Origin of the sequence: Nocardioides sp. (assembly GCF_036267815.1) — a bacterium.
Lineage (GTDB): Bacteria > Actinomycetota > Actinomycetes > Propionibacteriales > Nocardioidaceae > Nocardioides.
Window position 1 is genome coordinate 1 of the sequence record NZ_DATAVI010000011.1, and the last position, 22,424, is coordinate 22,424.

The following is a 22,424-nucleotide window of genomic DNA, read 5'->3' on the forward strand; positions in this document are numbered from 1 at the left end:
CCAGGTGACCGCCTGGTCCCAGAAGCCGGTCACCAGGGCGAGCCCGACGAGCACGAGCATCAGGCCGCCGATCCGGGTGACCCACTGCTGGTGGCGGCGGATGACGCGGAAGGCGCCCAGCGCGCGCCGGTAGGCCAGGGCCGCGACGATGAACGGCACCCCCAGCCCGACGCAGTACGTCGCCGCGAGCAGCGCGCCACGCTCGGCGGTGCCCTCGTTGAGCCCGAGGGTGATGATGGCGCTCAGGGTCGGCCCGACGCACGGCGTCCAGCCGAGCCCGAAGAGGAAGCCCAGCAGCGGTGCGGCACCGAGCCCGACAGCCGGCACCGTGTGCACGCGCACGTCGCGTTGCAGGAACGGCACGAGCCCGGCGAAGGCGAGGCCGAGCAGGATCATCACGATGCCGAGCACGACCTCGAGGTCGGTCCGCTGTCGCACCAGCCAGGTGCCGAGCGAGCCTGCGGTGAACCCGATGACGACGTAGACCACCGAGAAGCCGAGCACGAACAGCACGGCCCCCGCGAGCATCCGGCCGCGCCGTCCGTGCTCGAGGTCGGCCCCCGACAGGCCGGTCGCGTAGGAGAGGTAGCCGGGCAGCAGCGGGATCACGCAGGGCGAGAAGAAGGACACCAGGCCGGCGACCAGCGCCACCGGCATCGCGAGCAGCAGCGAGCCGGACAGAGCCTGCTCGCGGAACCAGTCACCCACCGCGCGCCACCTGCCGGACGAGCTCGACCACGGTCAGCTGCGACGGCACCGCGCCGATCATGCTGGCCGCCACGCGCCCGTGCGCGTCGAGGATGACGGTCGCGGGGATGGAGTTCGGCGTGAGGGTTCCCGGAAAGGCGAGCAGCGCCTCGCCGCCGGGTGAGTAGAACGAGGGCCACGAGACGCCGAACTGGGTCTGGAACGCCTTGGGCGCCGCCGTACCGCTGTCGCGGACGTCGATGCCGACGAAGTTCGCCGTGCTCCCCAGCGTCTTCTGCGCCCCCACGAGCAGCGGGGCCTCCTTGCGGCAGGGCGGGCAGTCGGCCCACCACACCGAGATCACCGTCGGCTTCCCGCGCATCGAGGCCAGTGACAGCGGCTTCCCGGTGAGGTCCTCGCCGCTGAAGTCGATCGGGGCACCGCGGTCGGCGACGGCGATCTGCCGGGGCGCGCCGTCCCCGGACACGTAGTCCTTGCCGTCGGTGCCGTTGACGCCGTGCAGGGAGCAGCCGCTCGTGGCGATCAGCACCATCGCCGCCACGAACGTCGCACGAACCCCTCGGATCACGTCGCTAGGGCTTTCGCGAGTCCGGGGCGTTGCCGGCGGAGAACGGCGCCCTCTTGTCGCGCAGCGGGATCAGGTCACCGGCGGGCTCGGAGTAGGCGATCGTCGTCAGGTCGTCGCCGGTGAAGGTCAGCGACGTCACCGAGCACAGCGTGCACTGACGCCGCCGCGGGTCGTGCAGGAACGACCGGCGCTCCAGCGAGAGCCGGGTCACCCAGATCGGCAGCTGGTGGGAGACGATCGCGGCCTCGTGGCCGCGCGCGGCGTCGCGGGCGTCGTGCACGGCGGCCAGCACCCGCGCGACGACCTCCTTGTAGGGCTCGCCCCACGAGGGCCGCAGCGGGTTGCGCAGGTGGATCCAGGTCGACGGCTTCCTCAGGGCGTTCTCGCCGTGCCCGAAGCGCTTGCCCTCGAAGACGTTGGCCGACTCGATCACGCGCGGGTCGAGCACGGGGGTGAGCCCTCGGGCAGCGGCGAGCGGCGCCGCGGTCTCCTGGGCACGCTCCAGAGGAGAGCTGCGGAGGTGGACGATGTCGCGCTCGCCGAGCACCTCGGCAACGCGCTCGGCCATCTGAAGACCCAGGTCGGAGAGGTGGTAGCCGTCGCGGCGGCCGTAGAGCACGCCCTCGGGGTTGTGCACCTCGCCGTGCCGGACGAGGTGGACGACGGTCTGACCGGCGGAGTCAGCCACGCGCGGCCTCCTGGGCGTCTGCTGCGGCCCGAGCGGCGTGCGGAAGGGCATCGACGATCGTGCCGACCGCCGCGTCGTCGTGCGCGGAGGAGAGGAACCACGCCTCGTACGCCGAGGGCGGGAGGTAGACCCCGCGATCGAGCATCGCGTGGAAGAACGCGGCGTACGCCGCGGTGTCCTGGCGCTGCGCTGCGTCGTAGTCGCGGACGGGACCGTCGGCGAAGAACACCGAGAACATCGTCCCGGTGGCCTGCACGGCGTGGGCGACGCCGGCGTCCGACAGCGCCTTGTCGGCGGCCTCCTTCACCAGCTCGGCGACCGCGCCGACGCGGACGTAGACCTCGTCGGTGGCCAGCCGCAGGGTGGTCAGGCCGGCGGTGGCCGCGATCGGGTTCCCCGAGAGGGTGCCGGCCTGGTACACCGGGCCGACCGGCGACAGCATGGCCATCACGTCGGCCCGGCCACCGAACGCCGCGGCCGGGAAGCCGCCACCCATCACCTTGCCGAAGGTCATCAGGTCGGGGGCCCAGCCCTCGGTCGCGCCGTCGAGGCCCCACTGGCCCTGGCGCGAGACCCGGAAGCCGGTCATCACCTCGTCGCTGACGAACAGCGCGCCGTGGTCGGCACAGGTGCGCGCGAGGAGCTGGTTGAAGCCGGGGTCGGGCGGGACGACGCCCATGTTGCCCGGCGCCGCCTCGGTGATCACACACGCGACGTGCTCGCCCTCCTCGGCGAACAGCGCCTCGAGGGCCTCGGCGTCGTTGTACCGCAGCACCCGGGTCAGCGCGGTCGCCGACTCGGGTACGCCGGGTGTCCCGGGCACCGCCAGCGTCGTGAGGCCGGAGCCGGCCGAGGCCAGCAGGGCGTCGACGTGGCCGTGGTAGCAGCCGGCGAACTTCACCACGACGTCGCGGCCGGTGAAGCCCCGGGCGAGCCGCACCGCCGACATCGTGGCCTCGGTGCCCGAGGAGACCAGCCGCACCTGGTCGACCGGAGTCCGCTGCACGATCTCCTCGGCGAGCTCGACCTCGGCCTGCGTCGGCGCTCCGTACGACGTGCCGCGCGCGAGCGCCTCGCCCACCGCGGCCAGCACCTCGGGGTGGGCATGTCCGAGCAGCATCGGCCCCCACGAGCCCACGAGGTCGACGTACTCGTTGCCGTCGACGTCGGTCAGCCGCGAGCCCGACGCCGAGCGGATGAACCGCGGCGTCCCGCCCACGGCCCGGAATGCGCGCACCGGGGAGTTGACCCCGCCGGGCGTCACCGCGCTCGCGCGCGCGAACAGAGCCTCCGACCGGACGTGAGTCACGCAGGCCATTGTGTCCGAGCCGCCCAACCGGCCGACAACCGCGGTCGACCCGGGGTTGGGTGAAGTGGCCAACCCCACGTCTACTGCCGCGTAACATCGAGCAGCGTCACTCGTTTGAGAACACGCAGGGAGGGAACGCTGCACACGAGGCTCCACCCGTCCGGGGCGTCCGACGCCGTGGCCGGTCACGGAGCTCGTGGGCGCCGGGCTTTCTCCGCGGGCTCCTGCGAGAGGAAGGTTCGATGACTCGGTTCGGGCGCGCACAGAAGGCGTCGGCGTTGCTGCCTCTCGCCGTGCTGTCGGCTGCCTGGACGGCGGGTCTCGCCACCGCCGGGTCCGACCCGTCGGCCGCCGCCAGCTCGCAGACCCTGCCCGACGGCACCCGCCTGCCGGGCCAGGCGGTCCGTGCTCCGGCGAGCCTCACCCCGAGCCACGCGCTGAGCCGCCGGCTCCAGCGCAACGCCCACCGCGTCGTCGCGACGTCCGCTGCGAGCGGGATCCCGACCGCGGCCCTCGCGGCGTACCAGCGCGCGGCGACGGTGATCGACGCGGCCGACCCGACCTGCCACCTGCCCTGGCAGCTGGTGGCCGCGATCGGCCGCGTCGAGTCCGACCACGGACGCGCCCAGGGCAACGTCCTGAACGACCGCGGGATCGACAAGCCCGGCATCTACGGCCCGGTCCTGGACGGCCGGCACGGCACGGTGCTGATCAAGGACACCGACGCCGGGCAGTACGACCACGACACGGCGTACGACCGCGCGGTGGGGCCCATGCAGTTCATCCCCTCGACCTGGGCGATCGTCGGCGTCGACGCCGACAACGACGGCCAACGAGACCCGCAGGACATCAACGACGCCTCGCTCGCCTCCGCGGTCTACCTCTGCTCGGGCACCGACGACCTCTCGACCACCGCGGGCCAGCAGGCGGCGGTCTACCGCTACAACCACAGCAAGCAGTACGTCTCGCTGGTCCTCGCGATCGAGAGGGCCTACCAGGCGGGCGACTTCAGCGAGGTGCCGAACGGCCTCACGAGCACCGGCTTCTCACTCGCGGACCCGACGAGCGGCAGCCCCGGTCGCAGCCACCGTCGCCACCATCACCATCACCACCGCCACCACTCCCCGGGCGGCCCGGGCGGTGGGCCGACCACGGCTCCGACGACCGGTCCTTCGACGGGCCCCAGCAGCGGCCCCTCGAACGGTCCGACCACGGACCCGACCCACAGCCCGAGCCCCATCCTGCCGTCGATCACACTGCCGACGATCCTGCCGACCACGATCCTCCCGACCGCCCTGCCGACCCTGCTCACCGAGGCCCAGGCGATCATCCAGTGCCTGGCCAAGGGCCTCCTCGAGGGCACCCCCGCCTTCAACGCCTGCGTCACCAAGCTCACCCACGGCTGACCCCCCTCCCCACCGGGGTGCGGCGCTGGCGTCAAATCCCCCGCTGAAGCGGGGGATTTGGCACTTCTTGGGGATTGCAACCCCCAAGAAGTGCCAAGAGAGGCCAGGGAGTCGAGCGGACCGTTGTGGCCGGGCCCGTTCAACGAGCCAGCAGGCCCGCGGCCTCGGCGGCCCAGTAGGTGAGGATCACGTCGGCGCCGGCACGACGGATCGAGGTGAGGACCTCCAGGACCGCCCGCTCACGCTCGATCCACCCGTGCGCAGCAGCGGCCTCGAGCATGGAGTACTCCCCCGACACGTTGTACGCCGCCACGGGGACATCGACCGCCTCACGCACCCGGCGTACGACGTCGAGGTAGCCCAGCGCGGGCTTCACCATCACGATGTCGGCGCCCTCGGCGACGTCCAGCAGGGCCTCGCGCACGCCTTCACGGGCGTTGCCGGGGTCCTGCTGGTAGGTCCGCCGGTCGCCCTCCAGCGAGGAGTCGACCGCCTCGCGGAAGGGCCCGAAGAAGGCCGAGGCGTACTTCGCGGAGTAGGCCAGGATCGCCACGTCGGTGTGGCCGCCACCGTCGAGCGCGCCACGGATCGCGGCGACCTGGCCGTCCATCATCCCGCTCGGGCCGACCATGTCGATGCCCGCATCGGCCTGCGCCAGCGCCATCTCGGCGTACGCCGCGAGGGTCCGGTCGTTGTCGACGCGCCCGTCGGGCGTCAGGACCCCGCAGTGGCCGTGGTCGGTGAACTCGTCGAGGCACAGGTCGCTCATCACGGTGAGCGCGTCGCCGACCTCCGCCACGACGTCGGCGATCGCGACGTTGAGGATCCCGGCCGGGTCGATCGCACCGGACCCGACGTCGTCCTTGTGCTCGGGGATCCCGAAGAGCATGACCCCGCCGAGGCCGACCTCCGCCGCCTCCTGGGCCGCCTTGCGCAGCGAGTCGCGCGTGTGCTGGACGACGCCGGGCATCGCGGCGATCGGGATCGGCGACGAGGCTCCCTCGCGCACGAACATCGGCAGCACGAGATGCTCGGGCACCACCCGCGTCTCGGCGACCAGGCTCCGCAGTGCCTGGGTCGTGCGCAGCCGCCGCGGCCGGGTGACCGGGCTCGGGACTCCGCTCGCGCCGCCGGTCATCGCGAGGAGGTGACCTTCCTCCGCGACGTCGGCTTGCGCTCCGAGGGCCGGGTCACCGGCAGGCCGGCCACGACGAGCTCCTCCCGACGGGAGGCGCCGTAGGCCGCAAGCGCGTCGACCAGCTCGTCGACGTCGGGCTTGGCGGAGAGAACGTCGACGCGAAGCCCGTGCTCCTCCGCGGTCTTGGCCGTGGCGGGGCCGATCACCGCGATCACCGTGGACGGGTGTGGCTTGCCGGCGATGCCGACCAGATTGCGCACGGTCGAGGACGACGTGAAGACGACGGCGTCGAACTTGCCGGTCTTGATCGCGTCGCGCACCGGCGCCGGCGGCGGCGCCGCACGCACCGTGCGGTACGCCGTGACGTCGTCGCACTCCCAGCCCAGGTCGACCAGGCCGGCCACGAGGTTCTCGGTCGCGATGTCGGCGCGCGGCAGGAAGACGCGGTTGATCGGGTCGAGCAGCTCGTCGTACTCCGGCCAGTCGTCGAGGAGGCCGGCTGCCGACTGCTCCCCGCTGGGCGTGAGGTCGGCACGCAGGCCCCAGTCGCCGATCGCCGCGGCCGTCTTGTCGCCGACCGCCGCGATCTTCAGCCCGGAGAACGCGCGGGCGTCGAGGCCGTACTCCTCGAACTTCTCGCGTACCGCCTTGACGGCGTTCACACTGGTGAAGGCGATCCACTCGTAGCGACCCTCGACCAGCCCGCGCACGGCCTTGTCCATCTGGAGCGGGTTGCGCGGCGGCTCGACGGAGATCGTCGGGACCTCCTCGGGCACGCCACCGAAGCCGCGCAGCCGCGAGGACAGCGACCCGGCCTGCTCCTTGGTGCGTGGCACCAGGATCCGCCACCCGAACAGCGGCTTGGTCTCGAACCACGACAACGCCTCGCGCATCGCGACGACCTCGCCGATGACCGTCACCGCGGGCGGCGAGATGCGCGCGGCGCGGGCGTCGGCCGCGACGTGCTCCAGGGTGGAGATGAGGGTCTCCTGGTCGGTGGTGGTGCCCATCCGGGTCATCGCGACCGGGGTCTGCGGGTCACGGCCCGCTGCGACCAGCGCCGAGGCGATGTCGGCGATCGAGTTCACCGCCGAGAGCACGACGAGCGTCGTGGTGTCGGCGTACTTGGTCCAGTCGGTCTTCTCGCCCGCGGTCACGACCGCGACCTCGCGGTGGGACTTCGTGGTCAGCGGGATGCCGGCGTACGCCGGGACCGCGGACGCCGCGGAGACGCCGGGCACGATCTCGAAGCCGAGCCCGGCCTTGGCGCAGGCCGAGGCCTCCTCGGGGCCCGAGGCATGGACGAACGGGTCACCGGTCATCAGGCGGACGACGCGCACGCCGCGCCTGGCGTGCCGGACGACGACCTTGGCGCGCGCGGCGTGGGTCAAGGGCTGGCCGTCCTCACCGAAGCCGCCGTCGACCAGCTCGGGTCCGCCCTCGGACCCCTCGGGAAGACCGAGCAGGGTGCGGATGAGGGCCGGGTGCTCCGGTCCCTCGGTGATCACCACGTCGGCCTCACGGATGAGGTCGGCGGCGCGCACGGTCAGCAGACCGGGGTCTCCCGGCCCGCTGCCGACGAACGCCACGCTCCCCTGGCTCCTGGGCTGTGCGGTGGTCTCGGACTTGGCCCTCTGGGCTTGCGTCATGCCTCTTGCCTTTCGCAGTCGGTCACCGGCGGCTCGTGCGGTGTGATCGGCTGGTTGTCCGTCAGCTGTCCTGCCCCCTCGTCGAGCATCAGCCCGGCCAGGCGGTCGCCGACGCCGAGTGCGTCGGCCGGGTCACCGGTGGCGGACATCCGCACCGCCAGCGTCCCGTCGGGTGAGAGCGCGACCGCTCGCACCCAGAGCTCTTCTGCGTCCTCGCCCTCGGCGACCTCGGCCAGGGCCCCCACCGGTGCGGCACAGCCACCCTCGAGCCGGGCGAGCACCGCGCGCTCGGCGGTGACGGCGGCCCGCGACCCCGGGTCGTCCAGGACGCCCAGCTCGCCGGCGAGGTCGGCCCCGTCGCGGGTCTCGACGGCCAGCGCTCCCTGGCCCGGGGCCGGCAGCATCTGGAGCGGGTCGAGCACCTCGGTCGCCTCGACGAGACGGTCGAGGCGAGCGAGCCCGGCGCGGGCGAGCACGACCGCGTCGTAGGTACCCGACCGGACCTTGCCGATCCGGGTGTCGACGTTGCCGCGGATGTCGACGATCTCCAGTCCGAGACCGAGGGCGTGCACCTGGGCTGCCCGGCGGGGCGAGCCGGTGCCGACCCGGCTCCCGGGCGGCAGCTCGGCCAGCGTGAGCCCGTCGCGGGCGACCACGACGTCGCGAGGGTCCTCACGAGCGGGGACGGCCGCGATCACGACGCCGGCCGCGGGCTGCGTCGGAAGATCCTTCAGCGAGTGCACCGCAACGTCGATCCGGCCCTCGCGCAAGGCACTGCGCAGCGCGTTGACGAAGACGCCGGTGCCGCCGATCTGGGTCAGCGAGTGCGCCACGACGTCCCCCTCGGTCGTGATCTCGACCAGCTCGACCGGGCGCCCCAGGGCAGCGGTGATCCGATCGGCGACCCACCGCGACTGGGCGACGGCGAGGGCCGAGGCGCGCGTGCCGAGCCGGATCGCGGCCGTCACGGGCCCTCCTCCGTCAGGTGCGCGGACGGCGGTCGGGGCAGCTCGGTCGCGGACTCCTCGGAGACGACGGGCCGGGTCACGGCGTCGACCGCGTCGGGGTCGAGGGCGAAGAGCTCGGCCAGCGCGGTGGCGTAGGAGACGGCCGCGCGGTCGCCGAGCTCCTTGGCCCGGATCGTCGGCTGGTGGACGAGCTTGTCCGCGACGCGCCGCAGCGTGTGCAGCAGCTCAGCGCGCGTGGCCGGGTCGAGGTCGGGCAGGCGCCGCTCCAGCCTGGCCAGCTCCGACTCCACGACGCCGGTGGCCATCGACCGCAGCGCGACCACCGTCGGCGTCATTCCGGCCCGCCGTCGCGCCGAGAGGAACGCCTCGACCTCGTCGGTGACGATGCGGCGCACCGCGTCGACCTCGACGCCCACCTCGGAGCCGCGCAGGTCCTCGCCGAGGTCGGCGAGCGCGACCAGGGTGACGCCCGGCAGGTCGGCGACCCCGGGGTCGATGTCGTGCGGCAGGGCGAGGTCGACCAGGGCCAGGGGCTGCTCCGCGGCGGCGACCGCCTGGCGGCTCACCAGCAGGCCGCTGGCGCCGGCGCAGGCCACCACGACATCGGCGGCCGCCACCTCGCTGTCGAGGGAGGTCAGCGGCGCCGACCGGACGGCGTACTCGGTGGCCAGGCGCTGGGCGCGCTCGGCCGTGCGGTTGAGGACGACCACCTCGCCCGCGCCACGCCGTACGACGGTCGCGACGGCCAGCGCCGCCATCCCGCCGGCACCCACGACGACGACGCGTCGCCCGCGCAGGTCCTCGGCGGCGCGGTCGAGCGCGGCGGAGACCAGCGTGGGCGCGGCGCGGTCGATGCCGGTCTCGGCGTGGGCGCGCTTGCCCACGCGCAACGCCTGCTGGAACAACGTGTTGAGGACCGGGCCCACCGAGCCCAGCTCCTGGCCCCGGCTCAGGGCCTCGCGGGTCTGGCCCAGCACCTGGACCTCGCCGACCGCCATGGAGTCCAGGCCCGCGGCGACCTGGAACAGGTGCGAGACCGCACCGTCGTCGTAGTGGACGTAGAGATGCGGGCTGAGGGCCTCGACACTCTCCCCGGCCGGCTCGAGGAGCCGCCCCGAGATGTCCTCGACGCTGCCGTGGAACCGGTCGACCGCGGCGTAGATCTCCAGCCGGTTGCAGGTGGCCACGACGGTCGCCTCGGAGACGTGGGGGTTGGCGAGCACGTCCTCGATGAGCTTGGTCGCCCCGTCGCTGTCGACGGCGAGGCGCTCCAGCAGCGCGATCGGCGCCGACCGGTGGGAGAGCCCGACGACCAGCGCGGTCATGACGCGGTCTCCTGGTGGGTCGCCTTGCGCTGCTCGTGGTAGGCCAGGACCTGGAGCTCCTTGGAGAGGTCGACCTTGCTCACGGCGACGTCGGGGCCGACGGTCAGCACGGTGGGCGCGAAGTTGAGGATGCTGCTGATCCCGGCGTCGACCATCCGGTCGGCGACGTCCTGCGCGGCGGCGGCCGGGGTGGCGATCACGCCGATCGCGACTCCGTGCTCGCGCACGATCACGTGCAGGTCGCTGAACGCTCTGACCACGACGCCGGCGACGACCTCGCCGTGGCGGGTGCCGTCGGCGTCCAGCAGTGCGACCACGCGGAAGCCGCGACTGCGGAAGCCGGAGTAGTTGGCCAGCGCATGACCGAGGTTGCCGATCCCGACGATCACGACCGGCCAGTCGCGGGTCGCCCCCATCTCGCGGGCGATCTGGTAGCGCAGGTAGTCGACGTCGTACCCGACCCCGCGGGTGCCGTAGCTGCCGAGGTAGGACAGGTCCTTGCGCAGCTTGGCGCTGTTGACACCGGCGGCCGCGGCGAGATCCTCGCTCGAGCAGACGGCGGTGCCGGCCTCGGAGAGAGTGCTGAGCGCTCGCAGGTAGACAGGAAGTCGGGCCACCGTGGCCTCGGGAATCTCCCGAGCGGTGTCGTGGGACGTCCGTGCGCTCACAGCTTCGTCTTTCCAGCCGCCGGACACGTGGTCGGCCCGCCGTGTGACAGGCTCGGCCCGAGCGGCGTCGTTCACTGTAGGAGTTTGTGAACGAGAGAACAAAATCGTGGGCGGAGCGGTCCTGCGGCGTCGGCCGACTGGTGGTGAGCGACCCTCGACCCGCCCTCAACCCGCGTTGCCCGCGTCGGGATACGCGCCACCGGCGACCCCGAAGAACGCCTCCAGGGAGCCGGTGCCGGTGACGCGGAGCTCGCGGGCCAGCGCCACTGCGACGTAGCGGAGGTGCCACGGCTCGGGGGAGTAGCCGGTGACGTGGCGGTTGGCCCGCGTGTACCGCTCGACGAAGCCGAACCGCCACGCGTAGGCGTCGAGCCACCGGCCGGCGGGGGTGCCCGCGAAGCACGGGTCGAGGGCACAGGTGCCGTCGACCGGCTGGAGGTCGACGGCCAGACCCGTCTGGTGCTCGCTGTAGCCCGGACGCGCCGAGATCGCGTCGGCGGTGCTCTGGCCGATCGTGGAGACCAGCCGGGAGTGCACGCCCTCCTGGTAGGCGTAGGACCGGAAGGCGCTGGCGATCTTGAGGTGGACGCCGTCTCGGTCGGCGCTGTCGAGCAGCCGGGTCAGCGGGCCGGCCGCCGCGGTCGCGACCTGGTAGCCGCGCACCACCGCGACCCGGGGCTGGAAGTCGAGCGGGGTGATCGGGTGCTTCTTGTTCACGATCACCCAGATGCTGTTCGGGTCGGTCAGCGAGTGGCGGCTCCGGTCGAAGGCCTTCGCACGCGTGGAGGACGACGTGGGCCCGGCCGGTGAGCTGTGCGTCGCATTGCCGCTGGTCGGCGCCGACGACGTGGTGGTGGTCGCGTGAGCCGCGCATCCACTCACGGCCAGCAGGACCAGCAGCGCGGCGCCCGGTGCTCTCACAAGACCTTGACGGGGACGGCGCCCGGATCGGTTGCATGGGTAGCCTCGGTGGCGTGGGTCGTGCTGATCGTGACGCGGAGTTCGTCGCCTTCACCACGGCGTACCGGCGCGACCTGCTGCGCACCGCGACCCTGCTGTGCGCGGGCGATGCGGCCACGGCCGAGGATCTGGTGCAGACGACGCTGACCAACCTCTACCTGTCGTGGGCCAGGACCCGCGCGACAGACAGCCCGCTGGCCTATGCCCGAGCCAGCCTGACCAACGCCTTCGTCGACGAGATGCGTCGCGCCCATCGGCGTCGTGAGAGCTGTCCCGAGCAGCTGGAGCGCGCCGAGCCCGCGGGTGACGACCCGGACGTCGCCCTCCGGCGTACGCTCTTCGCGGCGCTCGCCACTCTCGGTCCACGACAGCGCGCGGTGGTGGTGCTCCGGCACTGGCACGACATCGACGTCGAGGAGACCGCACGCCTCCTCGGCTGTTCGCGCGGGACGGTGAAGTCGCAGAACGCCCGCGCGCTGGGGCATCTGAGGGATGCGTTGGGCTCGCTCGACCGCGACGCCGTGCGGGGGGCGGGCTGATGGACGACCCGACCAGGGTGAAGCGGGCCTTCGAGCGCGCACTGCCCGACGCGACGGCCCCGTCGGACCCGCAGGCGGATCTCGCCCGTGCGCGGGACGCCGTACGCGCGCGCACTCGGCGTCGCGTCAAGACGGGCTTGGGCGCGCTCGCCGTCGTCCTCGTCGCCGGCGTCGGAGTCGCCGGCGCGCTCGACCGCGCGACCCCCGACCAGACGGCCGGGCAGGACCCCGCGGGCCACTCGACCGCCAACACGGCCACGGACAGGGACACGCCGATCACGCTGCTGGCGACGAGGTTCCACGCGAGGCCCTACTCCTTCGGGCTGACCCCGAAGGGATGGTCGGTGCAGGCGAGGACGCCGTACCTCGTCACGATCGTGCCGGACGGCGGCTCGACCTCGCCGGATCCCGACGTCTTCATCGGCAAGCTCGTCATCACCTTCGACCACAACCGCCTGGGCGGGCGGCGCGTCCGCGGCGGACATCGCTGGGTGGCGTACCACGTCGATGCGGGCTACACGACGATGTCGATGCGGACGACGTCCGGCGAGCCGGCAGGCGTCGTCCGGATCCAGTACCCCGACGACGCGGGCTGGGACCACTCGACCATGGAGCGCTTCCTGCTCAGCATCCACGTCGGCCCCGGCGCCCGTCCCTCCCTCGGCTGAACGCTGACCCGGCGTTGCGGGGCGGCGACCTTCGGCCGGGTCAGCGCTCTGGGCGGTGACCTTCTGCCGGGTCGGCGATCAGGGCGGCACGGAGGCGGGTGGGGTCCACGCGCCAGTAGTCGTGCTGGTGGCCGTCGACGAAGGTGACCGGCACCTCATGGCCGAAGCGGCGCTCCAGCTCGGGGTCGTCGTCCACCGAGACCTCGGCGAACGACTCGCCCACCTCGGCGCATACCCGCGCCACGACCGCGCGCGCCTCGTCGCACAGGTGGCAGCCGGGCCGGCTGAAGAGCGTGACCCGCGCGCTCACTCGAGCAACCCCAGGCTCCGGCGGCGTTCGAGGTTGCGCAGCCTGCCCTTCTGCACCTTGCCGGTCACCGTCAGCGGCAGCTCGGACACGACCTCGACCCGAGCCGGCCGCTTGAAGCGTGCCAGTCGTACGGCGCAGTGGTCGCGCACCGCGGTCGCCAGCGCCTCGGAGCCGGCCCCGCCCCGGGGTACGACGTAGGCGACGACGCCCTCGCCGGTCGCGGGGTCCTCGACGCCGATCACGGCCGTCTCCGCGACGGCCTCGACCTCGCGGATGACCTCCTCGACCTCCACCGGGTAGACGTTGAAGCCCGAGACGATGACCAGCTCCTTGAGCCGGTCGACGAGGAACAGGTCACCCGAGGCATCGAGGAAGCCGACGTCGCCGGTCCCCCACCAGCCTTCGGCGTCGGGGCCGCCGTCGCCGTCGGGCCAGTAGCCGCTGAACACGTTGGCGCCGCGGATCCAGATCTCGCCCGGGTCGTCGCCCTCGGGCGGGTGGCCGAGGTCGTCGCGCAGCTGGATCTCGATGCCCGGGAGGGCAGCGCCGACCGAGCCGCTCTGGAGCTCGCGGCTGCACAGGGTGCTGGTCACGATCGGCGACGCCTCGGTCAGGCCGTAGCCCTGGTGGACGGGGATCCCGGTAGCCGCCGTGAAGCGCTCGACCAGCTCGGGCGACAGCGGGGCCGAGCCGGACAGGATCAGCCGGACCGGGCCGAGGCGCTCGCGCAGGTGCTCGTCGGGCACCCAGTAGGCGAAGACGGGCGGCGCCACGGGCACCACGCTGACGGCCTCGTCGTCGATGAGGTCGAGGGTGCCCTGGGGGTCGAAGCGCTCGGTCAGGACCAGCTTCGCGCGGTGACGCAGGACCCCGCCGAGTACGGCGTTCAGGCCGTAGACGTGGAAGAGCGGGAGTACGCCGAGAACGACGTCGTCGCCATGGATCATCGGCGGCTGCACCTGGGCCGCCTGCTCGATGTTCGCGACCAGCGCGCGATGGGTGAGCATCGCCGCCCGGGGACGGCCCGAGGTGCCGCTGGTGTAGAGCAGGCACGCCAGCTTCTCCGGGTCGGGCAACGGCGGCACCGGGCGCGGCGCGGCGGCCCGCAGTGCGTCGTAGGCCTGCTCGCCGTCAGCGGGCTGCGCGCCCGCGAGGTACACCCGCGGGTCGTGGGCCCGCTCGAGCAGCTCGGGCTCGAGCTCGTCGGTCTCGCCGGCCAGCGCCGACCGCAGCAGGCGAGCGGCGTCTCGCACCGTGTCGATCGTGTCGGGGTCGGCGAGCACGATCCGTGCGCCCGAGTCGGCGACCATCCGGGCCAGCTCGCCCGGGGTCGAGCGCGGGTTGACCGGCACTGCGACGACCTGGGCGCGCAGCACCCCGAGGTACGACGTGACGAACTCGATCCGGTTGCCCATCGCGATCAGCACCCGCTGGCCGGCCACCAGCCCCGCCGCTCCGAGGCCCGTCGCGAGCCGCGCGACGTCGTCCTCGAGCTCTCCCCAGGTCACGCTGCGACCACCGGCCTCGACCACGGCTAGCATCTCCGGCCGGTCGAGGGCAGCCTCGGCCACCAGCGACGAGACGTCGTGGGCAGGCATGCGGGCAAGGATCGCACAGCGCGAGACGTCGGGTCGTCGGCGACGGGTGGGGGCACGCGAAGCGCGCAGGCCTTTCGCCCGCACGCCACTAGGCTGGCGGGCGTGCCTCCCGAGAAGAGTCGCAAGCCGCTGGACCTCCAGCAGCGCTCGGCCCTCGCCGGTGAGGCCTCGGCCGCCGCTGCCGAGGTGGAGACCGCGCTCGCGACCCCGCCGAACCCGAGGGCGGCGGCGTTCTTCGACGTCGACAACACCCTCATGCAGGGCGCGAGCGTCTTCCACCTCGCGCGCGGCCTGCACCGGCGCAAGTTCTTCACCACCCGAGACATCGCCGCAGCGGCCTGGCGGCAGGCCTACTTCCGCGTGGTCGGTGTGGAGGACGCCGACCACGTCGCCAAGTCGAGGATATCGGCGCTGGCCTTCATCGAGGGGCACACCGTGCGTGAGCTGGAGGACCTCGGGGAGGAGATCTTCGAGGAGGCGATGGCCCACCGGATCTGGCCCGGCACCCGGGCCCTCGCGCAGCTGCACCTCGACGAGGGGCAGCGGGTCTGGCTGGTCACGGCGGCGCCGATCGAGATCGCCCGCATCATCGCCCGCCGGCTCGGCCTGACCGGTGCCCTCGGCACCGTGGCCGAGCACGTCGACGGTGTCTACACCGGCCGGCTCGTCGGCGAGATGCTGCACGGACCGGCCAAGGGCGAGGCTGTCCAGGCCCTCGCCGAGCGCGAGGGTCTCGACCTCGCGGAGTGCGCGGCGTACTCCGACTCCTACAACGACCTCACGATGCTCTCGCTGGTCGGCGATCCCTGCGCCGTCAACCCCGACGCCCGGCTCCGCGCCTACGCGCGCCGGCAGGGATGGCGGATCCGCGACTACCGCACCGGACGCAAGGCCGCCCGGGCCGGCGTCCTGGCCGCAGCCGTGGCCGGCGTGGCGACCGGTGCCGCGGCGGCGGGCGCCGCCGTCCGTCGTCGTCGCTAGTCACCTGGGTGGCGGTCTCACCCGAAACCGGGCGCCAAGGGGCTTCGTCACTCTGGCTTACACGCAGCCCCGGGCGCGCTTACCATGAAGTAGCGCCAGACCCCCCTTGGCGCTCGGGGAGGATGTCACGCCATGACGTGGGGCGACCACGACGCGGCACGCGGCCTCGATGACCTGCGCGCGGCGGTTATGGGCGCCCTCGGACTCCGCCCGCAGCCGGCCGGCGTACCGGCCTGGCTGCTTCTCAGCGAGGCCGTCGTGGGCGACGGACCTGGTGCTGGTGGCGGGTACGACGACTCCGGCCGGGCCGCGTCGTCGGAGGACTCCGCCGCCGAGCGCTCCCGCCTGATCGCGCTGGTCGAGCTGGCCCGCGACGGGGACGCCGAGGCGTTCGGACAGCTCTACGACCACTACCAGCCGTCGGTGTACCGCTTCCTCTACTACCGCACCCGGTCGCAGACACTCGCCGAGGACCTCACCTCGGAGACCTTCCTGCGCGCGCTGCGGAACATGAGCGGCTTCCGCTGGCAGGGTCGTGACTTCGGGGCCTGGCTGATGACGATCGCCCGCAACCTGTGCACCGACCACTTCAAGGCCAGCCGCACCCGGCTCGAGCTGACCACCGACGACATGGGCGTCCACGACGATGCCACCGAGGGTCCCGAGGGCGCCGTCCTGGCGGGCCTCACCAACGAGGTGCTGCTGGGCGGCCTGCGGCGGCTCTCCGAGGAGCAGCGCGACTGCCTGATCATGCGCTTCCTGCAAGGGCTGAGCATCGCCGAGACCGCGGAGATCCTCGGCCGCAGTGAGGGAGCCGTCAAGCAGCTCCAGCTGCGCGGCGTACGCAACCTGGCCAAGCTGGTCCCGGCGGGGTGGCGCGATGAGTAGCCGCTGGCCTCGGCGTCTGCGACGGCGCCACCCGCGGCTGCTTCGGGACTTTGGTCCCGTAACCCGTCTCCTCGGCCCGTCGTTGACCGTGGTGTCCGGCACTCGCCGCGACACCGAATCAAGGCATCGAGGCTCATCGTGACCAGGGGGCGGCGCGCTCAGCGCTTCCACGCGCTCGTCGAGGACCAGTCCGCGGACCGGTCCTCGGTCGGCGCGCCCGAGTACGCCGAGCTGATCGCCGTCGTGGGCTCCCTGCGCGCCGTTCCGGCTCCGGTCGCCGACGCGGCGTTCGTGTCGACCCTCCGTGACCGGCTGGTGGCCGAGGCTGAGTCGATCCTCGCGGCGGCCGCTGCCGAGCGCGAGCACGACGACGCCCGCCTGCGGCTGACCCCGCTGGCTCCGCACGCGCGGCGTCGAAGCCGCCGGCTCGCGGCCGTGGTCAGCGGCGCGGTGCTCGTGGCCGGCTCGGCCACCATGGCCTACGCCGCGCAGTCGGCGTTGCCGGGCGACGGGCTCTACTCGGTCAAGCGCGGCCTGGAGAACGCCCACGCGGAGCTCACCTTCAACCGCGCCGACCGCGGCCGCGTGCTGCTGGCGAACGCCGACACGCGCCTCGACGAGGCCCAGCAGCTGACCCGCGACCACGCCGACCCCTCGCGGGTGGACCAGGCGCTGGACGCGTTCACCGCGCAGGCCGTGTCCGGCTCCGACCTGCTGGTCTCCGACTACGAGTCGACCGGCGACCGCTCCACGATCACCAGCCTGCGCACGTTCACCGTCACCAGCATGACCCGCCTCGACGACCTCCAGTCGGCGGTGCCGGCCCAGTCGCTCGGCCCGTTGCTCCAAGCCGCGCAGGCGCTCGACCAGGTCCAGCAGACCACCGTCGAGACCTGCGCGGTGTGTCTCGGACCGGCGTTGAGCTCGGTGCCGAGCGTGCTCTCCCAGGCGACCCGGGCCACCGTCGACTCCTGGACCGTCGCGGCGCCCGCGCCGCGAGGACACCCGGTCGTGCAGGGCCCCGACGGCGGCCCGCTGCTGCCGCACCTCAAGGGTCAGCTGCCGCCGGCCAGCGTCACCAACCCTGACGACACCGGACTCCTCCAGGTGCCGACGCCCACGGTGCCGACGGCGGTGGACGTCCAGCACACCGTCCAGCACCTCACCGAGGGCTTGACCGACGACCTCCAGCAGGACGTCGCCTCGACGGTGACCGACACGGCCACCAACCTGCTGGACGCCGTCGGCAAGGTCGGCAACCAGGTGGCCCAGACCCTCGACGGGACCGTCACCGGTCTGCTCGGCATCCTCGGCACCCAGACCCCCTGACGCCCTCCCCCCTCGGCGCGGAGCTTAACCCACCTCGGCGTCAGTGCCAGATGGAGGAGCGCTGACGCAGGAGGGCGTACAGCGACTGCTGGATCGTCTCGCGGACCTGGTCGGTCACGTGGAAGACCAGCATCGGGTCGTCGGCGGCACCGGCGTCGTACTCGTCGGTGCGGACCGGCTCGCCGAACTCCAGCAGCCACTTCGACGGCAGGGGCACCAGCCCGAGCGGCCCGAGCAACGGGAACGTCGGGGTCACCGGCACGTAGGGAAGTCCGAGCAGGCGCGCCAGCGACGGCACGTTGCCGACCAGGGGGTAGATCTCCTCGGCACCGACCACCGAGAGCGGCACGATCGGGACGCCGGTGCGGATCGCCGCGGCGACGAAGCCGCCACGACCGAAGCGCTGAAGCTTGTAGCGCTCGGCGAACGGCTTGCCGATGCCCTTGAACCCCTCGGGCCACACCCCGACCAGCTCGCCGCCGGCGAGCATCCGCTCGGCGTCCTCGGTACACGCCAGGGTGGCGCCGCTCTTGCGCGCGAGGTCGCTGACCACGGGCAGGCGGAAGACGAGGTCCGCGCCGAGCGGGCGCAGGAAGCGGCCGGTGTGGTCGTGCACGGTGACCATCGTCATCAGGCCGTCGACGGGCAGCGTGCCGGAGTGGTTGGAGACGACCAGCGCGCCGCCCTCGGTGGGGAGGTTCTCCACCCCGCGGGCCTCGATCCGGAACCACTTCCGGGCGATCGGCCGGAGGCTGGCGAGCACGAGCCGCTCGGCGACCTCACGGTCGAAGCCGTACTCGTCGACGGCGTACTCACCGGAGAGGCGGCGGCGCAGGAACGCCAGGAACCTCGCCAGCTGCGGCTCCCAGTCGATGCCGAAGACCTCGCTGGCGCCCTGCTGGAACGCCGCAAGCCAGTCGCCGGGCGGGATTCCGGCTCCGGGCACCCGGTCGGTCGTGGTCGCCACCGGGCGCAGGGGCCGGTCGGTCCGCTCGGTCGAGGGCGCCGCGCCCCTGGCCAGCGAGCGCGACGCACGCGAGGGGCGGACGTCGCCGGTGCCGCGGCCGGGCCTGCCGCCGGTGCCGATCGGGATCACCTCGGCGTCACCCATCGCCGGCTCCTCCGGAGGCACGTCCCGCCCCGCGACCGGCCAGGGTCGCCCCGAGGCCCTCGATTGCCTGCTCGACCGGCCCGGGGCCACGACCGATGGCCGCGGCGAAGTCGGCGAAGGTGGCTTCGGTGGTGTAGTCAGGCTCGAAGCCGAGCTCGGTGCGCATCCGGGTGGTGTCGATGCCGCGACCGTAGGTGAGGAAGCCGAGCTGCTCGGGCGAGAAGTCCGCCATCCGGGCCGACTTCAGCACGGCGGCGACCCCGCCGACCGCCGGACTGACGAGCGGCACCGCGGGCTTGCGGAGACGGCGTACGGCCTGCGAAAGCAGCATCACCCCGTCGCCCGCGACGTTGAAGGTGCCCGGCACCTCGGTGTGGACGCAGTGGGTGAGCGCCCGCATCAGGTCGGTCTCGTGCACGAACTGCATCCGCGGGTCGTGCCCGAGCACGGTGGGCACGACCGGCAGCCGGAAGTACGACGTGATGGGGCTCGTGACGTGGGGGCCGAGCACGTTCGCGAGCCGCAGCGTGGTGACCCGGACGTCGGGGCGCCGACGAGCGAAGCCACGCACGTAGCCCTCGATCTCGGCGACGTCCTTGGCGTAGCCGCTGCTGGGCTGGCGGCGTGGCTGCATGGCCTCGGTGAACATCGCCGGGTCGCGGCTGCTCGCGCCGTACACCGTCGAGGTCGACTTGACCACGAGGTGGCGGATCGTCTCGGCCTTCTGGCAGGCCGCGAGGAGCTGCATCGTCCCGATCACGTTGAGCTCCTTCATCGTGCCGCGGCCGCCGGCAGTCCCCGGAGTGGCGATGACGCTCATGTGGACGATCGTGTCGACGTCCTCCTTGGCGATCACCTTGGCGATCACGGGGTTGCGGATGTCAGCGCGCACGAAGGTGACGTCGCCGATGTCGTCGCGTGGCGGCACGGCGTCGACGCCGATCACGCGGGCCACATCGGGCTCGGCGCACAGCCGGCGCGCGAACCTACGACCGAGGTCGCGGGAGACCCCGGTGACGAGCACGACCCTCTGCTCGGCCACCGGCGCTCGGGACTACTTCCCGAGCTTGCGCCGCTGGACGCGCGTCTTCTTCAGCAGCTTGCGGTGCTTCTTCTTCGCCATCCGCTTACGACGCTTCTTGATGACCGAACCCACGAATACCTCTTCCGCTCCCAGATCTGGGTCCCGGACACGCCGGGACGACGCGCACAGCCTAACGGGCCGTCGTTCAGGCGCGAACTTCTCACGGCTCCACCCATGGCACCCCGGCCGTGACCAGCCGGCTCGGCCGCCCGGTCGGCAGCACCCTCGTCGCCGATCGGGCGTACTCCCTGGCCTCTCTTGACACTTCTTGGGGGTTGCAGCGGCCAGGAAGTGCCAAATCCCCCGCTTCAGCGGGGGATTTGGCAACACACGCAAACCAACGCCGTCAGCCGGCGCTGTAGAAGCTCTTCCGGAGGTACTCGTTGACGTCGTCCTCGGTCACCCGGAACGAGCGGCCGACGCGGACCGCGGGCAGCTCGCCGCCGTGGACCAGGCGGTAGACCGTCATCTTGGACACGCGCATCGTCGCGGCCACTTCGGCCACGGTCAGGAACTTCACCTCGGAGATGTCTCCGGGCTCGTGGGCAGGCATCGCAGGCACACCATCTCTCTGGCAGGCACGCATCGGCTTCCCCTCCGATGACTCCACGTCCCGCGCTCTGTGGTGAGAATAGGGCCTCTTGTGACTCGTGGGGAAGGAAATCCCTACAGAAACCCACGTTGCCGAGGCGTGTCGAGTTGAAATGGGCGCCAAATTGGGTGTCCGGACACGTCCGAAGAGGTCTTCGCAGGCTCACGGCAGGGGGTCCAGGCCGTGTCGCCAGAAGACCTCCTCGCGGGTGGCCTGCACCGACCGGTCGAGCCAGGTGCCGGGGTCGTAGCCCTCCGACCAGTCGCGATAGGCCGGCTCCCGGCCGTCGGTCATCACCGCGGGGGCGGTCCTGCCGAGCCGGTCGCGGACGTGCGCGCGCCACGCCTGCGGGGTCTCGGTCGCCGGGTCGAGCGGCCGTCCGGCGACCGTGGCGAGCAGGTGGGTCCAGGCTCGCGGCACCACGTCCACCAGCGCATAGCCCCCGCCACCGGTGGCCACCCACCGGCCGCCCGCCACCTCGTGGGCCAGCTCGTGGAGGGCGAGGTACGACGCCCGCTGGCCGTCGACGCTGAGCATCAGGTCGGCGAGCGGGTCGTCGCGGTGGCTGTCGCAGCCGTGCTGGGTCACCAGCACGTCGGGGGCGAACTCGCGCACCAGCGGCGGCACGACGGCGTGGAAGGCACGCAGCCAGCCGGCGTCCGAGGTGCCGGGCGGGAGGGCGACGTTCACGGCCGAGCCCTCCGCTCCCGGGCCGCCGGAGTCGGCGGGGAAGCCGGTCCCGGGGAACAGCGCCTGGCCGGTCTCGTGCAACGAGATCGTCAGCACCCGCGGGTCGTCGTAGAAGACACGCTCGACTCCGTCGCCGTGGTGGACGTCGACGTCGACGTAGGCCACCCTCCCCACACCGGCGTCGAGCAGCGACCGGATCCCGACGGCCACGTCGTTGTAGATGCAGAAGCCGCTGGCCCGGTCGGGCATCGCGTGGTGGAGGCCGCCGCAGATGCTCACGCTGTGCAGGCTCTCGCCGGTGCGCACCTGCCGGAAGGCCTCCACGGTGGCGCCGACCACGTGCGCCGCGGCCCGGTGCATGTCGTGGAAGACGGGGTTGTCGTCCGTGCCGAGGCCGTACGCCGGGACGAACCCGAGCGGGTCCTCGCCCGCACGCCGGACCGCGTCGATGAGCTCCCGGTCGTGGACCGTCGCGACCAGGTCGTCGTCGGCCATCGGGGCGGCGACCGTCGTCAACCCGTCGAGGACGCCGAGCGCCTCGGCGAGGCGCATCGTGAGGTCGACCCGGACCGGCGCCATCGGGTGGGAGCTGCCGAAGTCGTACTCCGTCAAGGACGGGTCGAACACCACCGAGGCCGGACCCACGCAGGGCGACGTCGCAGACACCCCGGACACCTCGGCCATGGAGCGGACGCTACCCGTCGTCGTCCGAGCGCTCCCAGGCCTCCTCTCCGCCGCGCTCTCGTCGACATACCGCTGTCCCGGCTCGAGGTTCACCTCCCCGCCGGTGCGCAGGTCGACCGCGGTGGCGCCCGGCTGGAGGTTGGAGAGGTCGGGTGCGACCACGGTGTTCTCCACCGGGTCGGGGAGCCGGAGACCCGGCGCGACCGCGCCGACGAGCGGGACCAGCTCGCTCGAGACGCGGTTCGGCAGCGTGTCGCCGCGGAAGCACTCCGGCCGCCGGAGCTGCCAGGCGTACCTCAGGACGACGCCGAGCAGGATGGCGCCGCCCAGCACCGGGAGCACGCCCTGCATGATCGTGTCCCGGGTGCTGGTGCGCATCGTCCGCCGGTAGAGCCAGGCGCAGGCGAAGCCGGTGAGCCCGTGGTAGAAGGCGACCATCAGGCCGACCGCCGCGGTCGTGTCGGCCAGGATGTCTGCTCAGCAGCGTCAGCCCGACGTAGAGGACCCTCCGGGCTAGAGCCCCCTGGCTGCGGGGGCCTCGGTTGCCTCGACGACGGCCATGG

The 22,424-nt window shown here is 72.7% G+C and carries 24 protein-coding genes; 7 read left to right on the forward strand and 17 right to left on the reverse strand.

What is annotated here, in order from left to right; all coding sequences use genetic code 11:
• The 4 genes from VHW64_RS01990 to hemL form a co-directional block, all read right to left on the reverse strand.
• Positions 1 to 708 (reverse strand): cytochrome c biogenesis CcdA family protein (locus VHW64_RS01990; protein ID WP_329648827.1); only part of this gene is annotated, 708 nt, incomplete at its 3' end.
• Positions 701 to 1,276, reverse strand: coding sequence for a TlpA disulfide reductase family protein (locus VHW64_RS01995; RefSeq protein WP_329648828.1), 576 nt, complete (start codon positions 1,274 to 1,276; stop codon positions 701 to 703). The genes VHW64_RS01990 and VHW64_RS01995, both read right to left, overlap by 8 nt.
• A 4-nt stretch (positions 1,277 to 1,280) precedes the next feature.
• Entirely contained in the window at positions 1,281 to 1,964 is a 684-nt protein-coding gene (locus VHW64_RS02000) for a histidine phosphatase family protein (RefSeq protein WP_329648829.1), read from the reverse strand.
• The gene (gene hemL, locus VHW64_RS02005; RefSeq protein WP_414690436.1) at positions 1,957 to 3,273 is read right to left on the reverse strand and encodes a glutamate-1-semialdehyde 2,1-aminomutase; all 1,317 of its coding nucleotides are present in this window, start codon (positions 3,271 to 3,273) and stop codon (positions 1,957 to 1,959) included. Before hemL ends, VHW64_RS02000 begins: the two co-directional genes overlap by 8 nt.
• A gap of 242 nt (positions 3,274 to 3,515) precedes the next feature.
• On the opposite strand from hemL, the gene VHW64_RS02010 reads away from it, so the two are divergent.
• Positions 3,516 to 4,679, forward strand: a complete 1,164-nt coding sequence (locus VHW64_RS02010) for a lytic transglycosylase domain-containing protein (RefSeq protein ID WP_329648831.1) — start codon at positions 3,516 to 3,518, stop codon at positions 4,677 to 4,679.
• A 139-nt stretch (positions 4,680 to 4,818) separates the two neighbouring features.
• On the opposite strand, the gene hemB is transcribed toward VHW64_RS02010, so the two are convergent.
• The 6 genes from hemB to VHW64_RS02040 all read right to left on the reverse strand — a co-directional run bounded on the left by hemB (position 4,819) and on the right by VHW64_RS02040 (position 11,144).
• Complete coding sequence (gene hemB, locus VHW64_RS02015; protein WP_329648832.1) at positions 4,819 to 5,817, reverse strand: porphobilinogen synthase; 999 nt, start codon at positions 5,815 to 5,817, stop codon at positions 4,819 to 4,821.
• Positions 5,814 to 7,466, reverse strand: a complete 1,653-nt coding sequence (locus VHW64_RS02020; protein WP_329648833.1) for a uroporphyrinogen-III synthase — start codon at positions 7,464 to 7,466, stop codon at positions 5,814 to 5,816. Before VHW64_RS02020 ends, hemB begins: the two co-directional genes overlap by 4 nt.
• The gene (hemC, locus tag VHW64_RS02025) at positions 7,463 to 8,434 is read right to left on the reverse strand and encodes a hydroxymethylbilane synthase (RefSeq protein ID WP_329648834.1); all 972 of its coding nucleotides are present in this window, start codon (positions 8,432 to 8,434) and stop codon (positions 7,463 to 7,465) included. Before hemC ends, VHW64_RS02020 begins: the two co-directional genes overlap by 4 nt.
• Positions 8,431 to 9,759: a glutamyl-tRNA reductase gene (locus VHW64_RS02030; protein ID WP_329648835.1), complete on the reverse strand. Its 1,329-nt coding sequence runs from the start codon at positions 9,757 to 9,759 to the stop codon at positions 8,431 to 8,433. The genes hemC and VHW64_RS02030 overlap by 4 nt, the downstream gene beginning before the upstream one ends.
• Positions 9,756 to 10,427: a redox-sensing transcriptional repressor Rex gene (locus VHW64_RS02035; protein ID WP_329648836.1), complete on the reverse strand. Its 672-nt coding sequence runs from the start codon at positions 10,425 to 10,427 to the stop codon at positions 9,756 to 9,758. The genes VHW64_RS02030 and VHW64_RS02035 overlap by 4 nt, the downstream gene beginning before the upstream one ends.
• Before the next feature lie 165 nt (positions 10,428 to 10,592).
• On the reverse strand, positions 10,593 to 11,144 hold the full coding sequence (locus tag VHW64_RS02040; protein ID WP_329648837.1) for a M15 family metallopeptidase: 552 nt from the start codon (positions 11,142 to 11,144) through the stop codon (positions 10,593 to 10,595).
• Between the two features lie 10 nt (positions 11,145 to 11,154).
• On the opposite strand from VHW64_RS02040, the gene VHW64_RS02045 reads away from it, so the two are divergent.
• The 3 genes from VHW64_RS02045 (at position 11,155) to VHW64_RS02055 (ending at position 12,594) form a co-directional block, all read left to right on the forward strand.
• Positions 11,155 to 11,292 carry a hypothetical protein gene (locus VHW64_RS02045; RefSeq protein ID WP_329648838.1) on the forward strand — a complete coding sequence of 46 codons (138 nt, stop codon included), beginning with the start codon at positions 11,155 to 11,157 and terminating at the stop codon, positions 11,290 to 11,292.
• A 109-nt stretch (positions 11,293 to 11,401) separates the two neighbouring features.
• Entirely contained in the window at positions 11,402 to 11,926 is a 525-nt protein-coding gene (locus tag VHW64_RS02050) for a SigE family RNA polymerase sigma factor (protein WP_329648839.1), read from the forward strand.
• Positions 11,926 to 12,594, forward strand: coding sequence for a hypothetical protein (locus VHW64_RS02055; RefSeq protein WP_329648840.1), 669 nt, complete (start codon positions 11,926 to 11,928; stop codon positions 12,592 to 12,594). The genes VHW64_RS02050 and VHW64_RS02055 overlap by 1 nt, the downstream gene beginning before the upstream one ends.
• A 40-nt stretch (positions 12,595 to 12,634) precedes the next feature.
• Here VHW64_RS02055 and VHW64_RS02060 read toward each other — a convergent pair whose 3' ends face one another.
• Together VHW64_RS02060 and VHW64_RS02065 are read right to left on the reverse strand one after the other, a co-directional pair.
• Positions 12,635 to 12,904, reverse strand: a complete 270-nt coding sequence (locus tag VHW64_RS02060) for a glutaredoxin family protein (RefSeq protein ID WP_329648841.1) — start codon at positions 12,902 to 12,904, stop codon at positions 12,635 to 12,637.
• Positions 12,901 to 14,502 (reverse strand): class I adenylate-forming enzyme family protein, encoded by a 1,602-nt coding sequence (locus VHW64_RS02065; protein ID WP_329648842.1) that lies wholly within the window; start codon positions 14,500 to 14,502, stop codon positions 12,901 to 12,903. Before VHW64_RS02065 ends, VHW64_RS02060 begins: the two co-directional genes overlap by 4 nt.
• A 102-nt stretch (positions 14,503 to 14,604) precedes the next feature.
• Here VHW64_RS02065 and VHW64_RS02070 point away from each other — a divergent pair, with 102 nt between their 5' ends.
• From VHW64_RS02070 to VHW64_RS02080, 3 genes are all read left to right on the forward strand, one after another.
• Positions 14,605 to 15,483, forward strand: a complete 879-nt coding sequence (locus VHW64_RS02070) for an HAD-IB family hydrolase (protein WP_329648843.1) — start codon at positions 14,605 to 14,607, stop codon at positions 15,481 to 15,483.
• A gap of 132 nt (positions 15,484 to 15,615) precedes the next feature.
• On the forward strand, positions 15,616 to 16,371 hold the full coding sequence (locus VHW64_RS02075) for a sigma-70 family RNA polymerase sigma factor (protein WP_329648844.1): 756 nt from the start codon (positions 15,616 to 15,618) through the stop codon (positions 16,369 to 16,371).
• 138 nt (positions 16,372 to 16,509) lie between these two features.
• Positions 16,510 to 17,700: a DUF5667 domain-containing protein gene (locus VHW64_RS02080; RefSeq protein ID WP_329648845.1), complete on the forward strand. Its 1,191-nt coding sequence runs from the start codon at positions 16,510 to 16,512 to the stop codon at positions 17,698 to 17,700.
• Between the two features lie 40 nt (positions 17,701 to 17,740).
• Here the strand turns inward: VHW64_RS02080 and VHW64_RS02085 are convergent, their stop codons facing one another.
• The 5 genes from VHW64_RS02085 to VHW64_RS02105 all read right to left on the reverse strand — a co-directional run bounded on the left by VHW64_RS02085 (position 17,741) and on the right by VHW64_RS02105 (position 22,299).
• Positions 17,741 to 18,811, reverse strand: a complete 1,071-nt coding sequence (locus tag VHW64_RS02085) for a lysophospholipid acyltransferase family protein (protein ID WP_329648846.1) — start codon at positions 18,809 to 18,811, stop codon at positions 17,741 to 17,743.
• A complete protein-coding gene (locus tag VHW64_RS02090) occupies positions 18,804 to 19,853 on the reverse strand; it encodes an NAD-dependent epimerase/dehydratase family protein (RefSeq protein WP_329648847.1) in 1,050 nt (349 codons plus the stop codon). The genes VHW64_RS02085 and VHW64_RS02090 overlap by 8 nt, the downstream gene beginning before the upstream one ends.
• Before the next feature lie 12 nt (positions 19,854 to 19,865).
• On the reverse strand, positions 19,866 to 19,967 hold the full coding sequence (locus VHW64_RS02095) for a 30S ribosomal protein bS22 (RefSeq protein WP_008356322.1): 102 nt from the start codon (positions 19,965 to 19,967) through the stop codon (positions 19,866 to 19,868).
• 274 nt (positions 19,968 to 20,241) lie between these two features.
• Positions 20,242 to 20,448: a helix-turn-helix domain-containing protein gene (locus tag VHW64_RS02100; protein ID WP_329648848.1), complete on the reverse strand. Its 207-nt coding sequence runs from the start codon at positions 20,446 to 20,448 to the stop codon at positions 20,242 to 20,244.
• A 201-nt stretch (positions 20,449 to 20,649) separates the two neighbouring features.
• Entirely contained in the window at positions 20,650 to 22,299 is a 1,650-nt protein-coding gene (locus VHW64_RS02105) for an acetoin utilization protein AcuC (protein ID WP_329648849.1), read from the reverse strand.
• Between the last annotated feature and the right edge of the window lie 125 nt (positions 22,300 to 22,424).